The 16533-nt window shown below is 47.4% G+C and carries 16 protein-coding genes; 4 read left to right on the forward strand and 12 right to left on the reverse strand.

Going from position 1 to position 16533, the window contains the following annotated elements:
- Positions 1-240: 240 nt before the first annotated feature.
- Positions 241-3150 carry an RNA polymerase-associated protein RapA gene (gene rapA, locus NL646_RS20145; protein WP_005484912.1) on the forward strand — a complete coding sequence of 970 codons (2910 nt, stop codon included), beginning with the start codon at positions 241-243 and terminating at the stop codon, positions 3148-3150.
- 69 nt (positions 3151-3219) lie between these two features.
- Here the strand turns inward: rapA and NL646_RS20150 are convergent, their stop codons facing one another.
- Positions 3220-4485: an NRAMP family divalent metal transporter gene (locus tag NL646_RS20150; RefSeq protein WP_025625478.1), complete on the reverse strand. Its 1266-nt coding sequence runs from the start codon at positions 4483-4485 to the stop codon at positions 3220-3222.
- 328 nt (positions 4486-4813) lie between these two features.
- Here NL646_RS20150 and rluA point away from each other — a divergent pair, with 328 nt between their 5' ends.
- Entirely contained in the window at positions 4814-5566 is a 753-nt protein-coding gene (gene rluA, locus NL646_RS20155; RefSeq protein ID WP_025634587.1) for a bifunctional tRNA pseudouridine(32) synthase/23S rRNA pseudouridine(746) synthase RluA, read from the forward strand.
- A 34-nt stretch (positions 5567-5600) separates the two neighbouring features.
- Positions 5601-6563 carry a D-2-hydroxyacid dehydrogenase gene (locus tag NL646_RS20160; RefSeq protein WP_140064950.1) on the forward strand — a complete coding sequence of 321 codons (963 nt, stop codon included), beginning with the start codon at positions 5601-5603 and terminating at the stop codon, positions 6561-6563.
- A gap of 72 nt (positions 6564-6635) precedes the next feature.
- Here NL646_RS20160 and yjgA read toward each other — a convergent pair whose 3' ends face one another.
- Positions 6636-7163 (reverse strand): ribosome biogenesis factor YjgA, encoded by a 528-nt coding sequence (gene yjgA / locus NL646_RS20165; RefSeq protein WP_005457057.1) that lies wholly within the window; start codon positions 7161-7163, stop codon positions 6636-6638.
- 110 nt (positions 7164-7273) lie between these two features.
- Between yjgA and pmbA the strand changes: the two genes are divergently transcribed.
- Positions 7274-8617 carry a metalloprotease PmbA gene (pmbA, locus tag NL646_RS20170; RefSeq protein ID WP_253664612.1) on the forward strand — a complete coding sequence of 448 codons (1344 nt, stop codon included), beginning with the start codon at positions 7274-7276 and terminating at the stop codon, positions 8615-8617.
- 76 nt (positions 8618-8693) lie between these two features.
- On the opposite strand, the gene mgtE is transcribed toward pmbA, so the two are convergent.
- The 10 genes from mgtE to kdsD form a co-directional block, all read right to left on the reverse strand.
- Complete coding sequence (gene mgtE / locus NL646_RS20175) at positions 8694-10049, reverse strand: magnesium transporter (protein ID WP_005468659.1); 1356 nt, start codon at positions 10047-10049, stop codon at positions 8694-8696.
- 219 nt (positions 10050-10268) lie between these two features.
- Entirely contained in the window at positions 10269-10544 is a 276-nt protein-coding gene (locus tag NL646_RS20180; protein WP_005468661.1) for an HPr family phosphocarrier protein, read from the reverse strand.
- Between the two features lie 2 nt (positions 10545-10546).
- Positions 10547-11410, reverse strand: a complete 864-nt coding sequence (gene rapZ, locus NL646_RS20185; protein ID WP_005468663.1) for an RNase adapter RapZ — start codon at positions 11408-11410, stop codon at positions 10547-10549.
- A 14-nt stretch (positions 11411-11424) separates the two neighbouring features.
- Entirely contained in the window at positions 11425-11871 is a 447-nt protein-coding gene (gene ptsN / locus NL646_RS20190; RefSeq protein WP_005467453.1) for a PTS IIA-like nitrogen regulatory protein PtsN, read from the reverse strand.
- A gap of 2 nt (positions 11872-11873) precedes the next feature.
- Positions 11874-12161: a ribosome hibernation promoting factor gene (gene hpf / locus NL646_RS20195; protein ID WP_005467451.1), complete on the reverse strand. Its 288-nt coding sequence runs from the start codon at positions 12159-12161 to the stop codon at positions 11874-11876.
- Positions 12162-12185: 24 nt separating this feature from the next.
- Positions 12186-13652 (reverse strand): RNA polymerase factor sigma-54, encoded by a 1467-nt coding sequence (locus NL646_RS20200; protein ID WP_005484866.1) that lies wholly within the window; start codon positions 13650-13652, stop codon positions 12186-12188.
- Between the two features lie 50 nt (positions 13653-13702).
- Positions 13703-14428 (reverse strand): LPS export ABC transporter ATP-binding protein, encoded by a 726-nt coding sequence (gene lptB / locus NL646_RS20205; protein ID WP_005467801.1) that lies wholly within the window; start codon positions 14426-14428, stop codon positions 13703-13705.
- A 1-nt stretch (position 14429) separates the two neighbouring features.
- The gene (gene lptA, locus NL646_RS20210) at positions 14430-14924 is read right to left on the reverse strand and encodes a lipopolysaccharide transport periplasmic protein LptA (protein ID WP_253664613.1); all 495 of its coding nucleotides are present in this window, start codon (positions 14922-14924) and stop codon (positions 14430-14432) included.
- Positions 14905-15468 carry an LPS export ABC transporter periplasmic protein LptC gene (lptC, locus tag NL646_RS20215; RefSeq protein ID WP_005467805.1) on the reverse strand — a complete coding sequence of 188 codons (564 nt, stop codon included), beginning with the start codon at positions 15466-15468 and terminating at the stop codon, positions 14905-14907. Before lptC ends, lptA begins: the two co-directional genes overlap by 20 nt.
- A gap of 90 nt (positions 15469-15558) precedes the next feature.
- Positions 15559-16530, reverse strand: coding sequence for an arabinose-5-phosphate isomerase KdsD (gene kdsD, locus NL646_RS20220; RefSeq protein ID WP_020841311.1), 972 nt, complete (start codon positions 16528-16530; stop codon positions 15559-15561).
- Positions 16531-16533 lie beyond the last annotated feature (3 nt).

Consider the following 16533-nt stretch of genomic DNA (forward strand, 5'->3'; position numbering starts at 1 on the left):
TGCGGTTTCGGCGTGACCTAAATCACAGCTTCAAGTAAGATTAGCGACCTTTTTCTGCGCATAGGCTACGTCCGATTTATCATGTTGAGCTGACTTAAAAATGTTCAGTCCACACTCGCATGACGAGCTCAATGTGCATAGCAGAAGCCAGAATCAGATCTAAACTATTATCCATGCCCTCGGGTGTGAGTAGACCAACAAGAAATACGAATCAAGAACTAATAACGAGGTAGTCAATTCATGACATTTGCTTTGGGGCAGCGCTGGATTAGCGATACGGAAAGCGATTTAGGTTTAGGTACCGTAGTAGCAATGGATGCTCGTACTGTGACATTGATGTTTGCAGCGTCAGAGGAAAACCGAGTTTACGCACGTAACGATGCACCTGTTACCCGAGTAACGTTTAACGTCGGTGATGTCATCGATTGCCAAGAAGGTTGGTCTCTGAAAGTTGAAGAAGTACTGGAAGATGAAGGTCTGTACACCTATTTCGGTACTCGTGAAGATACGCAAGAAACCGCAGTTGTTCTGCGTGAGATTTTCCTTAGCAACCAAATTCGTTTCAACAAACCTCAAGATAAGTTGTATGCGGGTCAAATCGACCGCATGGACAACTTCGTTCTTCGTTACCGTGCGCTAACCAACCAGTTTGAACAGCACAAGAGCCCAATGCGTGGCTTGTGTGGTATGCGAGCAGGTTTGATCCCTCATCAGCTTTACATCGCGCACGAAGTCGGTCGCCGTCACGCGCCACGCGTTTTGTTGGCGGATGAAGTAGGTTTGGGTAAGACCATTGAAGCGGGCATGATCATCCACCAGCAAGTGCTGTCTGGTCGTGCTGAACGCATTTTGATTGTGGTGCCTGAAACACTGCAACACCAATGGCTAGTTGAGATGATGCGTCGTTTCAACCTGCATTTCTCTATCTTCGACGAAGAGCGTTGTATTGAAGCATTCGCGGACGCTGAAAACCCATTTGATACTCAGCAATACGTGCTGTGTTCTCTCGATTTTCTACGTAAGAGCCGCAAGCGTTTTGAACAAGCGCTAGAAGGCGAATGGGATCTGCTTGTTGTCGATGAAGCGCATCACCTTGAGTGGAGCCAAGACAAACCAAGCCGTGAATACCAAGTGGTAGAAGGCTTGGCTGAACGTACTCCGGGCGTGTTGCTACTGACGGCAACACCAGAACAGCTTGGTCGTGAAAGCCACTTTGCTCGTCTACGCCTGCTGGATCCCGATCGTTTCTATGATTACGAAGCCTTCGTCGAGGAAGAAGAGCAATACGCGCCTGTAGCGGATGCGATTACTTCACTATTCTCAGGCGAAAAGCTGCCTGATGAAGCGAAAAACCAGATCACTGAGCTGTTGTCTGAACAAGACGTAGAACCACTTTTCCGCATTATCGAAAGCAACAGCGATGAAGAGGCGAAAGCATCAGCGCGCCAAGAGCTTATCGATAACCTAATGGACCGTCACGGTACTGGGCGCGTTTTGTTCCGTAACACGCGTGCGGCAATCAAAGGTTTCCCAACGCGTAATGTGCATCTTATGCCGATGGATATCCCACAGCAGTACACCACGTCAATGCGTGTGGCAGGGATGATTGGCGGTAAGATGAGTTCTGAAGCGCGTGCGATGAAGAACTTGTACCCGGAAGAAATTTTCCAAGAATTTGAAGGCGATGACGCAAGCTGGTGGCAGTTTGACTCACGTGTGAACTGGCTACTTGAAAAAGTAAAAGAGAAACGCGGCGAGAAGATTCTCGTGATTGCTTCTCGTGCGAGCACGGCATTGCAATTGGAGCAAGCGCTGCGTGAACGCGAAGGCATCCGTGCGACGGTCTTCCACGAAGGCATGTCGATTCTTGAGCGCGACAAAGCTGCGGCTTACTTTGCGCAAGAAGAAGGCGGTGCACAGGTTCTGATCTGTAGCGAAATCGGTTCTGAAGGTCGTAACTTCCAATTTGCCAACCAACTGGTGATGTTCGACTTGCCATTCAACCCAGACTTGCTTGAGCAACGTATTGGTCGTTTGGACCGTATCGGTCAAAACCGCGATATCGACATTCATGTTCCTTACTTGAAAGGCACATCGCAAGCGATCCTAGCGCGTTGGTTCGATGAAGGTTTGAACGCCTTTGCAGAAACCTGCCCGACAGGTCGTGCGGTTTACGACAAGTACTCAGACGCTCTGATTGAGATTCTTGCATCAGGAGATACCAGCACTCTGGATGAGATCATCGAAGAATCAGCGAAGCTGAACAAAGAATTGAAATCGCAACTAGAGCAAGGTCGTGACCGCTTGCTAGAAATGCACTCCAACGGCGGCGAAAAAGCTCAGCAAATCGTTGAGAAAATTGAATCAACCGATGGTGATACAAACCTAGTCACGTTTGCGCTTTCTCTGTTTGATACGATTGGTTTGAACCAAGACGACAAAGGCGAAAATGCACTGGTGGTGACGCCATCAGAGCACATGATGGTGCCAAGCTACCCTGGTTTGCCATACGAAGGTGCGACGATCACTTTTGATCGCGATACCGCGCTTTCTCGTGAAGACATGCACTTCATCAGTTGGGAACACCCAATGATCCAAGGTGGTATCGATCTTCTGATGAGTGAAGGTGTGGGTACTTCTGCGGTATCTCTGTTGAAAAACAAGGCGTTGCCAGTTGGTACGATTCTGCTTGAACTGATTTACGCGGTAGATGCGCAAGCACCAAAACGCAGCGGTATCACTCGTTTCTTACCGAAAACGCCAATCCGTCTGATGATGGACTCGCGTGGTAACGATCTATCGGCTCAAGTAGAGTTTGAAGGTTTCAACCGTCAACTTAGCCCAGTAAACCGTCATCTTGGCAGCAAGCTGGTGACGTCTGTGCAAAAAGACGTGCACCGTTTGATTGAAGCAGGTGATGTGCTGGTTGAAGAGAAAGTGGAAGCCGTTCGCAAGCAAGCACAGCAAGATATGCAGCAAAGCTTGAATGCGGAGCTAGAGCGTTTACAAGCCTTGAAAGCGGTGAACCCAAACATTCGTGATGAAGAGATTGAAGCGATTGAAGCGCAAATCAAAGAGCTGACGGGTTACATCAATCAAGCTCAAGTGCAGCTCGATTCGCTGCGTCTGATCGTGGTGAGCCACAACTAATCGCATTAAACGCATTAAAAAAGGTCTTCAATCGAAGACCTTTTTCTTTATCTGCGGTTTGCCTGCGGATTACATCAACCACTTCCACCAAATAAACAAAGCTAAGAAGCCAAACAAGTAAATCAGCCCAGCAATCGATAGCCATTTCAGTTTGCGTCCCACAGCCAGCGGTTCCGGCAAGTCCGTTTTGCTCACTAAGATGTAGTTCAGTAACGCGAAGAATGGTGTCGTCATAAACGCCAGAACCATCGCGAAGTCGAGCATAGGTAGCAGTGCCGATGCCCAGAATACGACGATACCCAGCGCCAGCAATGATACCGCCAACATAATCGCCGACGTTGCTTTTGGATCGGTTTCCGCTTGAGAGCGCAACAGGCGTTGTGAGTCGGCAATTACGCGCGAGTAACCGTCAATAACGGTAATTGTGCTGCCGAAAATACAGAAGAAAGCGATCACTGCGATTAAGTAACGTGACCATTCACCGATGGTCGAAGCGTACAAGCCAACCAACTGATGCGAGAAGCCTACCCCGGAGCTCTTCAGTTCAATTCCAGAACCGTGCAGCATTAATGCACCGAGCGAAACAAACACTAGCGCCAAAACGGCTGTACCGATGTAGCCAACGTTGAAGTCAAACAGAGCAGAGCGAGGTGTTACTTCTTGCTGACTCGACTGGCGCTTTAGCCACGCTGAGGTTAAACACGAAATCTCAATTGGTGCTGGCATCCACCCCATCGTAACCACGATGAAACCAATTGCCGCAATTGACCAAGGGGAAGGCGATTCAAAGTTCGCGACGGGTTCCACTGGGTTACCAAACGCAATTACAACAGCAAGCAGAGTTGCAATGGTGAGCACGGACATGATCACTTTCGAAAGTGTGTCGAGTGCTTTGTAATGGCCGGCGAATAAAATGATCAAACACGTGACCAAAACGATGATGCTCAACGATGCCATCGACAGTGAAAACGGTATGAAGTAACCCAGCAAGCTCGCACTAAACATCAACAATGCTGCGGTGTTGATCACCGCCGACACCACACTTAAGAACAGAAACAGCCAAAGGTAAGGGCGCCCCAGTCTCGCGTAGCCTTCGACTAACGTAAGCCCTGTGCCCATCGTGTATTGCACGCCAGCTCGGAAAAATGGGTATTTAAACAGGTTTACGAGCAGGATGAGTGCGGCAAGTTGCCAGCCATAGATGGCACCCGCTTTGGTTGAGGCTACAAGGTGAGAGCCACCCACCGCCGCAGAAGCCATTAGGATGCCTGGGCCAAGTGAGCGGAAAAATAGCGATATTCTGGATTGGGGTTGATCTGGTACGGCGGATTCCATTTCTTATTGTCCTTTGATGTTGTGTATAGCGACATAACCTTCCCCCGCGAGAACGGTTCGCGGGAATCCAAACGGCGTGAAACCTTATTTAATGTTATGGGGTACTTTTCCGAACGGAATAAAGTTATTTGGGTAACCACTCTATAAATATCACTCCCGCAGTACTTGTCAAACTATATTTACAAATCAGTTTTTATTTTATTTTTCGAATTTATTGACTTGGTCGACCCTGTTGGTTTTGGTGTTTTCATTGGTCGCGAAATTAAAATGCGTTTTGACTGAGCCCTCGTTATAATCGCGGCGTTTTTATTTTCTAGAGATCCCACCCATGGCAATGCTTGAGTACAACCCACCGACTGATCCTTGGATCGACATCGTTTTTGAGGACGACCATATCTTGGCTGTGAATAAGCCATCTGGTTTGTTATCAGTTCCGGGACGTCTTGCAGAGCACCATGACAGCATGTGGAGTCGTTTACAGGAAGAGTTCCCAGATATCCAAGTCGTGCATCGCTTAGATATGTCGACGTCGGGATTGATGGTACTGGCTAAAAACAAGCGAGCAGAAAGTGCGTTGAAAAAGCAGTTCCAGTTCCGCTTAACGCATAAAATTTACTACGCACGCGTTTGGGGTCATGTCGAGCAGGAAGAGGGCGAAATCGATCTGCCATTGATCTGTGACTGGCCGAACCGTCCGCTGCAAAAAGTGTGTTTTGAAGATGGTAAGCCATCAAAAACTCTCTTCCAAGTCGCGAAGCGAGAAGATCACGAAGACGGCACAAAGACGACCATCGTGCGCTTACTGCCTATTACTGGCCGCTCACATCAATTGCGTGTGCACATGCAAGCGTTGGGTCACCCTATTGTTGGTGACGAGTTTTACGCGACCGAAGAAGCCAAAGCCTTCTCTGAACGTTTGGAACTGCACGCTTCTGAACTGAGCTTCTACCACCCGAAAAGTCACTGGCTCCGCAGTATTTTTGTTCCGTGTGACTTTTACCCGGAAGCCGAAGAGATGATCTTTGACTATTTCGATCCAGAGCGTAAATTACCTGATTACAAAACACTGCCACGTCCATAAATAGATTTCATTAGGCAGTGAACAAGGAGCCGTTATGTCACTGCCTAAAGTGGTCTTTCTCGACCGCGCCACCATTCCCAATCACATTCAAGTCTCGCGCCCTGAGTTTCCGCATCATTGGATGGAGTATGAACTGACACCGCCTGAGTTCGTGGTTGAGCGCTTGGCTGATGCCGATATCGTCATCAGCAATAAAGTGGTGTTGGATCAATCGGTACTTTCGCAGCTGCCTCAGCTCAAGATGATTGCCGTTGCGGCGACAGGGTTTAACAATGTCGACGTGAACTATTGTGCTGAACATGGCATTGCAGTCGCGAACGTTCGTGGTTATGCCACTCGATCTGTGCCTGAGCATGTGATCGCGATGTTGTTTGCTTTGCGTCGAAACTTGTTTGGGTACCATCAAGACATTACGGCTGGCGAATGGCTGCGTAATAAGCAGTTCTGCTTTTTTACTCATTCCATCGGGGATGTTGGCGGCAGTACGCTAGGTGTCATCGGTAGTGGTGCATTGGGGCAAGCCACGGCGAATCTGGCTCAAGCGCTAGGTATGACCGTTTTATTTGCGGAGCGTAAAGGGGCGGCAGGATGTCGACCAGGTTATGTGCCATTTGAGGAAGTGTTGAAACACTCTGACGCGTTGACTTTGCACTGTCCGCTTAACGAGCATACGCAGAATTTGATTGGCAAAGCCGAGTTACAGCAAATGAAACCAAACGCGATTCTACTCAACACCGGTCGTGGCGGTTTGGTTGATGAGCAAGCGTTGGTGGATGCGCTAAAACAGGGTGAGATCGCAGCTGCGGGTTTTGATGTATTTACTCAGGAGCCTGCCGATGAGAGCAACCCTCTGATCGCTAATATTCACTTACCGAATTTGCTGTTAACGCCTCATGTTGCGTGGGGAAGTGATTCGTCGATTCAACGCTTGGCTGACATTCTGATTGAGAACATTAACGCGTTTCAGCGCGGAGAGCTCCTCAATCGCCTCGCTTAGTGGGCGTTGATTATCCGCATTAAAAAAGCAGACCTAGTGGTCTGCTTTGTCTTTATGGTTTACGAAGGAAGATTAGATTTCTTCTTCGTTTAACGCTTTCAGGATTTGGAAAATTTCACGGTAAGATTTTGCTGGTTTACCGGCTTTTTTCTCTTTCGCTGCTTGGCGTGCAAGTTGACGTAGACGCTGACGATCCGCTTCTGGGTACAATTCCATGACGTCATCAATGGCTTTGTCGCCTTCTTCCACAACGCGATCACGCAGCATTTCCAGTTTATGAAGCGCTGCTGTTGCTTGTGAGTGTTTGTTGCGTACTTTGTCCAATGCCGCTTGGATTGGTTCTGGGTCTTCATAACGCATCAATTTACCGATACGTTGTAGCTGACGACGACGCGCTTCGTTCTTAAAGCGCTGTGCATCGGCAATTGCTTCTCGCAGGTCTTCGCTCAATGGAAACTTTTCGAGAACTGCTGGCTTTAGGCCGACAAGCTCTTCGCCAAGCTTTTGCAGCTCTTCCATGTCTCGCTTCATCTCGGATTTACTTACCCAGATGATCTCTTCTTCTGGTTCCCATGGCGCTTTTTGATTCTTACGTGCCATTTCAGTTGCCTGTGTTTTGATTAATATTATGACTATTTTAACAAGAATCGTGGGGAGAAAGCGAAATTCTTGTTATTCTATTGCGTATTGAATACAAGATGTGAAAGACAATGGATATTAAACAGCAGGTTGCTGAGCAACGTACCGAGCTAGAGCAAGCCGTGGCACGAGCATTGGAGCTCGCGTCGGCGAAGTCGGATGCAGCAGAAGTCGCAATTACTAAAAGCACAGGTTTGAGTGTTTCCACTCGAATGGGTGATGTAGAAAATGTCGAGTTCAACAGTGATGGTGCGCTTGGCATTACCGTTTACCGAGGCCAACGTAAGGGCAGCGCTTCCACATCTGATTTGAGTGAAGCGGCGATTGAACAGACAGTGAATGCCGCGCTTGATATCGCTCATTACACATCTGAAGACCCGTTCGCAGGCCCAGCGCCGAAAGAATTTATGGTGAAAGAGGTGCCAGATCTTGACCTTTTCCACCCAGACTCTCCAGATCCAGACTACGCAGCACAAGTGGCGATTGCCGCTGAGAAAGAAGCGCTAAGCTACAGCGATGCAATCAAGCAAAGTGACGGTGCAAGCTACGACAGTCACTACGGCGTCAAAGTGTACGGAAACAGCCATGGTTTGTTAGCAAGCTACGCGTCTAGCCGACACAGCACAAGCTGCTGCGTTATTGGCGTAGGCAAAAATGGCGAAATGGAACGTGACTACAGCTATACCGTTGCCCGCCATCGTGATGATTTGTGGACGCCAGAAACCGTCGGCCGCAAAGCGGCGGAAAATACTGTAAGCCGACTGGATGCTCAACGATTGAAAACGGGCCAATACCCAATTATGTTTGCGGCAGATGTGGCAACTGGCTTGATTGGTCACCTAGTGATGGCGATCAGCGGTGGCAACCTGTACCGCAAATCTTCTTTCTTACTGGATCACTTGGGTAAACAAGTCTTGCCTGAATGGTTCAATATTTCAGAGCGTCCGCATGTATTGCGCGGTTTGGCTTCCAGCCCATTCGATAGCGAAGGCGTTTATACGCAAGATCGTGAAATCATTACCGATGGTGTGTTGGCGACCTATCTACTGACCAGTTATGCCGCACGCAAGATGAAGATGGGTCCAACCGGTCACGCTGGTGGTATTCACAACTGGTACGTGAAGTCGACAGGTCAAAACTTTGAGCAAATGCTGAAGGAATTAGGCACAGGCCTTTTGGTAACAGAAGTGATGGGCCAAGGTGTGAACGTGGTAACGGGTGATTACTCTCGCGGTGCGGCAGGCTTCTGGGTTGAGAACGGTGAAATCCAATACCCAGTCTCTGAAATTACCATCGCCGGTAATCTAAAAGACATGTTCACCAAGATTGTGGCCGTTGGTAGTGATATTGAAACACGCTCACAAATCCAAACCGGTTCTATCTTGCTCGACACAATGAAAGTCGCAGGTGAATAATAGTTACTAGCGCGGAAATACCAAAAAGCCTGATGTGTTCATCAGGCTTTTTTAATGCTCATTGTTGGTTACTGGCTTAGATCAGCAAGGTTGCGAGACCGAGGAAAACAGACAAGCCAATCACATCAGTGACAGTCGTCAGTGCCATACCGCCAGCAAGGGCAGGATCGATATTCATCTTCTTCAGAAGGACAGGGATGGTTACCCCTGCAACCCCGGCGACGAACAGGTTGGTCAACATGGCGGCAGAGATGATACCTCCGAGCATCCAGTTGCCTTTCCAAACCACAACGATACCACCGATGATCAACGCCCACATGATGCCGTTAAGCAAACCGATCGCGGCTTCTTTCATCAACAGTTCACGTTTGTTCGAGTCACCGATATGACCTAAAGCAAGGCCACGAATAACCAGTGCAACGGTTTGGTTACCTGCAACACCACCCATGGATGGCACGATGGTCATCAAGACCGCAATTGCCGCCATTTGGTCCAGCGTGGCTTCAAACATGTTGGAAACCGAAGCAGCAGCTAATGCAGCTAGGACATTGGCTCCGAGCCAAACACTTCGTTTACGCGCGGATTTGAAGACGGGAGCGAAGGTATCTTCGTCATCATCCATACCCGCCATACTCATCATTGAGTGTTCGGCGTCTTCACGAATAACGTCAACCACGTCATCGATGGTGATACGACCGACAAGGTGCTGGTTTTCATCCACTACGGGTGCTGACACCCAATTACGACGTTCAAACAGGCTAGCAACGTCTGAGTCACTGGTGTCAACGGTAATCGCATCGTCAGCATCTTCCATGACGTCGATAATTTTTACGTCGGGTTGGGTCGTGATAAGTGTCGTGATTGGGAGTTCGCCAATCAGTTTGCTTTCGTCATCAATCACGTAGAGCGCATCGGTGGCTTCAGGCAACTCGCCCTTCATACGCAGATAACGCAGGACTACGTCGACATCAACGTCACCACGAATCGTGATAACGTCGGTGTTCATCAACCCACCAGCGGTGTCTTCAGGATAAGACAGTGCCGTCTCAACACGAGCACGATCTGCTGAATCCATTTGGGAGAGAACTTCACGAGAAAGATCATCTGGCAAGCTACGTAGGACGTACGCAACGTCATCGGTATCCATGCCTTCCGTCGCCTCTGCAAGGTCTTCGGGAGCCATTTTTGATACGAGACTGTCTTTAACGTCTTCGTTTAGTTCGTCAAGAATTTCACCGTAATCTTCGGGGTCGGTAAGTTGCCAAAGAACTTCACGGCTTTTACGTGGGGATGCTTCTAAAAGGTGAGCAATATCCTCAGGTTCCATGTCCTGAAGCTGACGACGAACATGGACGAAGCGGCCGTTTTCCAGCGCTTCTGTGACTTCTTGGAGGGCTTGGTGAGCTTGGTCGAATTCTATTTGCTCTGCCATTCGTTCCTCCCAATTCCTGATATTTACAATGCTTTGAATAATAACTTAATTCTAGGCACCTTTTAATAACAACTTGTGAAACAGGACAAAATTATTTGCTGAGTGACCAGAGCAGTCGCAAAGATTTGGGAGAGATATCGCTGTGCTTTTTAGCTAGGAAAGGGGATTGCGCTCTATTCAGTTTGGAGGCTAGAGATTGGAACTAAAAAAGCGAGTAAATTACTCGCCTTCGTCAAACTTGTCTTCAATCAGATGACATACAGCGTCGAGTGCCAACTCTGCTTGATCGCCTGTGGCATGAATCGTTACGTATTGTCCTTGAGCCGATTCCAACATCAGCAGCCCCATCACGCTGTCTGCGGTGGCGGTTTTGTCTTCTTCGTTGTCGATGGTTACTACAGCATCAAAGCTTTGCGCAAGTTCTACCAACTTAACTGCGGCGCGCGCGTGTAACCCAAGACGATTTTGAATCAATACTTTACGACTTAACTCCACTGCTACTCCTTAGCATTTTTCTCGAGCGAGGTGTGACGAATCTGAACTTGATGTCCTTTATCCGCAAAGTACTCGCCAATCTGTTGGGTTAAATACACTGAGCGGTGCTTGCCGCCAGTACAGCCAATGGCTACGGTGAGATAGCTGCGATTATTTTTTTCGAGCAAAGGTAGCCAAGTTTCAATAAAACTTTCTATCTGGTACTTGAGGCTCAATACCGACTGGTGCTGTTCCAAAAACGCAGCGATAGGAGCATCTAACCCCGTCAGTGGGCGCAGTGCAGGTTCCCAGTGTGGGTTCGGTAGGAATCGCACATCAAATACGTAATCCGCATCAGACGGGAGGCCGTATTTAAAGCCGAATGATTCAAACACCATCACCAAGCCTTTGCGATCACGTCCTTCTACTCGCATGCGAACTGTTTCACTCAGTTCATGCAAAGACTGACCGCTACTGTTGAGGATTAAATCCGCATGCGCTTTTAGTGGTGTCAGGATCTCTTTTTCTCGCTCGATAGCTTGATCGAGCGATAGCGACTGACCGCCTAATGATAGCGGATGAATGCGACGAGTTTCGCTGTAGCGTTTGAGCAAGGTTTCCTTATTGGCGTCTAAGAAAAGTACGGTTACATCGAGTTCAGTTTTCAGCTGCTCTAATGTGCCAGTCAGTTCTTTGAGCTTTTTTGGGATGTTGCGGATATCAATGCTCACCGCAACATTTTGCTTGCTGTCAGCGATGGAATGTACAAACGCATCCAATAGGTTTACTGGTAGGTTGTCGACACAGTAGTACCCTAAGTCCTCTAGCACGCGCAACGCAATACTTTTGCCTGCACCAGAGTGCCCGCTAACAACAATTAATCGCATGGTGATCGTCCTGCTTATTGGTGAATCATGATGTCGTAGAGTTCTTCATCACTCTGAGCATTGCGTAGCAATTTCAGTACTTGCTTGTCGCTCAGACGTTCTGCCATAGAGGATAGAGTCTTGAGGTGCTCTTTGCACTGTTCTTCTGGTACAAGGAGTGCAAACAAAAGGTCGACAGGTCGATTGTCAATCGCATCAAATTCAATTGCTTCATCGCATTGCAGAAGTACCGCAATGGCTTTGTCGCTAGATTGCATTCGTGCATGTGGGATTGCAATACCGTTTCCGATACCAGTACTGCCCATTTTCTCTCTGTTGAGCATGCACTCAAACAGCTCGGTAGAATCTTGGCCCGTGTGTTCAGCGACGATTTGGCTGATCATTTCGAGGGCGCGTTTTTTACTCGTACAGTGGACTGCACTTTTCGTGCAGTCCAATGACAGTATTTCGCTCAGTTGCATGATTAATGACTGTTTAATTTTTCTTTGTGCTTATTAAGTTGGCGAACCAATTTATCTACCAGCGAATCGATCGCGGCATACATATTCTCGTCATCGGCTGATGCGTGGATTTCGCCATGATTTACGTGGAGTGTAGCTTCCGCGATTTGGTTAATTTTTTCAACTTTTAGTACAACTTGTACTTGATTGATATGGTCGAAGAACCTTTCGAGCTTCTGAAACTTAGATTGAACATAGTCTTGCATTGAATCGGTAAGATCAACGTGATGGCCTTGAATATTGATTTGCATAGACTTTCCTTTTCAGTTAGTGCCTTAAAGTAGGCGTTTACGCTGACTTGAAGGGGCAATACCCAAGGATTCGCGATATTTAGCTATCGTACGTCTTGCGACCTGAATCCCTTGGTCAGCCAGAAGAGCAGCAATCTTACTGTCACTAAGTGGTTTAGCAGTATTCTCTGCCGCGACCAGTTTCTTAATGAGTGCGCGGATTGCTGTTGACGAACATTCTCCGCCATTGTCTGTACTGACGTGGCTGGAGAAGAAGTACTTCAATTCAAAAATGCCACGTGGCGTATGCATGAACTTTTGTGTCGTAACACGAGATATTGTGGATTCATGCATGTCCACCGCCAAGGCTACATCATTGAGTACCATTGGCTTCATAGCTTCTTCACCATACTCGAAGAAATCTTGTTGATGTTCAACAATACATCTTGCAACTTTGAGTAGCGTCTCGTTTCTGCTCTCTAAGCTCTTAATTAACCATTTTGCCTCTTGCAAATTGCTGCGAATGTACTGGCTATCCGCACTGTTGCCTTTGCCTAATTGAGCGTATTGTTGGTTAACTTTTAACTTTGGAATGCTGTCAGGGTTGATGGAAACGGTCCATTTCCCATGATCTTTAAATACCGATACGTCCGGAATGACGTATTCTGTGTCGTCTGGGGTAATGCGGCTGCCCGGACGAGGATCTAACTGTTGGATCAGTTTTAATACTTCGCGTAGATCCGCTTCTTTTAGCTTAGTTTCTTTGATGACCAGTTTGTAATCGCGATTACCAAGGTGATCGATGTGATCGGCAAGAATCATTTTGGCTTCCGCAAGCCAAGGCGTGTCTTCTGGGAAGGTTGCAAGTTGCAGGAGTAAGCATTCTTGCAGGTTCCGCGATGCCACACCAAGCGGGTCAAACTGTTGGATACGTTTGCGCACGGCTTCGACTTCATCCAACTCAATATCTTCGTTGTCGAAGCTTTCGTGAATCTCTTCAGGAGATAGGGTCAGATAGCCGTAATCGTCAATCGCATCAATGATGGCAATGGCAATCGTACGGTCGGTTTCACTGAAAGGCGTTAAGTCGAGTTGCCACATTAAGTAATCGTGCAGCGATTCTGTGGTTTCGCCTTGGTAGACCGGCATATCATCGTCTAACGCTAAACCGGTACTGCCCGTATTTGCGCTGTAGACATCATCCCAAGTTGTGTCGATTTCAAGCTCTGAGCTGATTTCGGATTTTTCGATGACGTCAGAACTATCAGGAACTTCGATTTCTGTTGGCTCGTTGGCACTGTTGTCAGCAGTTTCGAGTGCTGATTTGTCTTCACCATTTGCTTGAGGTTCTTCGTGGCCTTCTTCAACTTCCAATAGCGGGTTTGAGTCCAACGCTTCTTGGATTTCTTGTTGAAGATCGAGAGTCGACAACTGCAGCAAGCGAATTGCTTGTTGCAACTGTGGCGTCATGGCTAACTGTTGACCTAGCTTGAGTTGTAATGAAGGTTTCATTCAGTGTTACTTACCTTGTAATGCTCAGAATCTTACCGTTCCTAATGTAATCATAGACGGAATTGTTCGCCGAGATAAACTTGTTTCACCTGTTCATTGTTCAGAACTTCTTCCGGAGTTCCCGATGCAATGAGGTGCCCTTGGCTTACGATATAGGCTTTTTCACATACGTCCAGTGTTTCACGTACGTTATGGTCTGTGATTAATACACCAAGGCCACGATCGCGTAGGTGCTCGATGATTTTCTTGATGTCATTAACCGAAATAGGGTCGACACCTGCGAAAGGTTCATCCAACAAAATGAATTGTGGGTTTGCCGCAAGAGCTCGAGCGATTTCGACTCGGCGACGTTCACCACCCGATAGTGCCATACCTGCACTGGTTCTTATGTGCTGTATGTGGAATTCTTCCAACAAATCTTCCAGCTTGTCCTGACGCTCTTCGCGGGTCATTTCTTGGCGAGTTTCCAATACGGCCATGATGTTATCTTCCACGGACAGTTTGCGGAAAATCGACGCTTCCTGCGGTAGATAGCCAATACCCATGCGAGAGCGGCTGTGCATTGGCAAAATACTGATGTCTTTGTCGTCAATGGTGATGGTGCCTTCATCACGAGGCACCAGACCAACAATCATGTAAAACGAGGTGGTTTTACCGGCACCGTTAGGACCAAGTAAGCCCACAATCTGACCAGACTCTACTTCTAAGCTAACATCGGTGACGACTTTGCGCTTTTTGTAGCTCTTTGCGAGATTTTTTGCACTCAGTACCGCCATATTAGTTCTCTATCTGATTTGGTTGCAAAATCGTGGTTACACGCTCGTTTTTAGAGCTGTCAGCCACCAACTTCTGTTGACCGATTTGGTAACGAATCGACGAGCCTTTGATGGTGTTACCATCTTGAGCGAGCTGCGCTTGGCCTTTCATGGTCAGTTCGTCAGTCGAGATGCGATAATCGAGCTCGGTTGCTTGACCACTTAACGTTTTACCATCGTCCATCAGCTGCGAAAATGTCGCAGGCTTACCAAATGCTTGAATTTGTTTGATTGCTTCCGTTTTTGGATCGCGAGTGACAACAATTCTATCTGCATCGATATTGATGCTGCCTTGCTTAAGCGAGACATCACCTTTAAAAATGACCTGGTTACTCTTCATGTCCACCTCTTGGGTGTCAGAGTTAATGTAAACCGGCTGTTGAGTATCCGACTTAAGTGCAAACGCTTGAGGCGCTGCTAATACTAGTGCCAGTAGACTAAGGTGTAACGGTTTCATATCGACCTTGAACTTCATTCGTTAGAGTCGCGGTGTGCTGCTTTAAGTTTCCTTGCATCGCGCCTCCAGTAGTTTCAAATTGCGGTCCAACCAACATTACTTGTTGATCGGCTTTAAAATCACGATTGGTTAGATTGATGACCAACTTATCGGTCGCCATCGTATCGAAACTGGCGCCCGGTAATAGGTTTTGCATTAAGACTTTGTCGTACAAAGTCAGCACTTGGTCTTCATCTAAAACAGCTCTTGTGGCTGTTACCTTCCACTCGACGACGCTACCTTCTCGGTAAACCATCAAGGTAGGGCTGTTAAAAATCGTTTCTCCACTCTTAGCATAGTAATCTAAGTTGTTGGAGCGGATGATGTAACTACGTACACCATCTTCACCATAGGTGATGTTTTCTAAACCAGTTCCACTGAACAATGGCAGTTCGGTGTCTGGGGCTACTTGAATTGCATCGTTACCTTTTGGTGTGAGCAGGTAATAACCACACCATGCGACGACGAAAACCAAGAGCAAATAAATAAGGCGAGTAAAACTCATATATTAAAGGCCTTTTGTTTAGCTCAGTACTTCCCTGACTATTGCCTTAATCTGTGTAATCAATCGTTTGAATGTTTCGTGTTGCCGATATTACATCACACCAGCTTTTAGTAAATCATGCATATTTAATGCGCCAACGATTTTATCTTCTTTGCATAGGATAAGTGCGTTGATGTTTTTGTTCTGCATTAAGTTCAATCCTTCCACTGCTAACATTTCTGGATGTGCCGTGGTTGGATTTTTCGTCATGACTTCGCCAATAGCCGTGGTATGAATATCAATGCGCTTATCCAAAGTGCGGCGTAAGTCACCATCGGTGAATATACCAAGCATAGCATCGTGTTCGTCCACGATTGCGGTCATTCCCAAACCTTTCTCTGAAATCTCCAAAAGTGCATCGCGAATCAACGCATCTGGAGACACTTTCGGTAATGCATTTCCGAAGTGCATAATATCAGACAGCTTAAGTAGCAATTTTCTTCCTAAAGCACCACCAGGATGTGAGAGAGCGAAGTCTTCTGCTGAGAATCCACGCGCTTGAAGTAGGGCAACTGCTAGCGCATCACCCATTACTAAAGTTGCTGTGGTACTGCTGGTTGGTGCAAGGCCAAGTGGACAAGCTTCTTGAGGGACTGTGATTTGCAAGTGCAAGTCAGCCAGTTTGGCCATGTTGGATTCTGGCTTGCCCGTCATGCTAATGATTTTAATGTTTAAACGCTTTAGAACAGGGAAGAGAGACAAGATTTCATGGGACTCGCCAGAGTTAGAAATGGCGATAACAATGTCACCCGCGCTGATCATACCCAAGTCACCATGCGCTGCTTCACCCGGGTGAACGAAAAACGCTGATGTACCTGTGCTGGCAAGCGTTGCTGCAATCTTGTTGCCAATGTGGCCTGATTTGCCCATACCCATCACGACAACTTTGCCGCTATTGGAAAGGATCAATTCGCAAGCTTGTTCAAACTGCTCATCAAAGTATTTGTCTAGCTCTTGCAGAGCCGAGACTTCGATATCTAGAACTTGTTTAGCTGCAGCGCGAAAATCAAATGGATTGGACATATC

The organism is Vibrio sp. Y20_XG_PY13 (genome assembly GCF_024181925.1).
In the GTDB taxonomy this organism is placed as follows: Bacteria; Pseudomonadota; Gammaproteobacteria; order Enterobacterales; family Vibrionaceae; genus Vibrio; species Vibrio parahaemolyticus.

Coding starts and splice junctions, on each gene's coding strand:
- kdsD (WP_020841311.1), bottom strand. CDS start 16,530: ATGTCCAATCCATTTGATTTTCGCGCTGCAGCTAAACAAGTTCTAGAT.
- pmbA (WP_253664612.1), top strand. CDS start 7,274: ATGGATATTAAACAGCAGGTTGCTGAGCAACGTACCGAGCTAGAGCAA.
- NL646_RS20160 (WP_140064950.1), top strand. CDS start 5,601: ATGTCACTGCCTAAAGTGGTCTTTCTCGACCGCGCCACCATTCCCAAT.
- mgtE (WP_005468659.1), bottom strand. CDS start 10,049: ATGGCAGAGCAAATAGAATTCGACCAAGCTCACCAAGCCCTCCAAGAA.
- NL646_RS20200 (WP_005484866.1), bottom strand. CDS start 13,652: ATGAAACCTTCATTACAACTCAAGCTAGGTCAACAGTTAGCCATGACG.
- lptA (WP_253664613.1), bottom strand. CDS start 14,924: ATGAAACCGTTACACCTTAGTCTACTGGCACTAGTATTAGCAGCGCCT.
- rapA (WP_005484912.1), top strand. CDS start 241: ATGACATTTGCTTTGGGGCAGCGCTGGATTAGCGATACGGAAAGCGAT.
- yjgA (WP_005457057.1), bottom strand. CDS start 7,163: ATGGCACGTAAGAATCAAAAAGCGCCATGGGAACCAGAAGAAGAGATC.
- lptB (WP_005467801.1), bottom strand. CDS start 14,428: ATGGCGGTACTGAGTGCAAAAAATCTCGCAAAGAGCTACAAAAAGCGC.
- rluA (WP_025634587.1), top strand. CDS start 4,814: ATGGCAATGCTTGAGTACAACCCACCGACTGATCCTTGGATCGACATC.
- rapZ (WP_005468663.1), bottom strand. CDS start 11,410: ATGCGATTAATTGTTGTTAGCGGGCACTCTGGTGCAGGCAAAAGTATT.
- ptsN (WP_005467453.1), bottom strand. CDS start 11,871: ATGCAACTGAGCGAAATACTGTCATTGGACTGCACGAAAAGTGCAGTC.
- hpf (WP_005467451.1), bottom strand. CDS start 12,161: ATGCAAATCAATATTCAAGGCCATCACGTTGATCTTACCGATTCAATG.
- NL646_RS20150 (WP_025625478.1), bottom strand. CDS start 4,485: ATGGAATCCGCCGTACCAGATCAACCCCAATCCAGAATATCGCTATTT.
- lptC (WP_005467805.1), bottom strand. CDS start 15,468: ATGAGTTTTACTCGCCTTATTTATTTGCTCTTGGTTTTCGTCGTCGCA.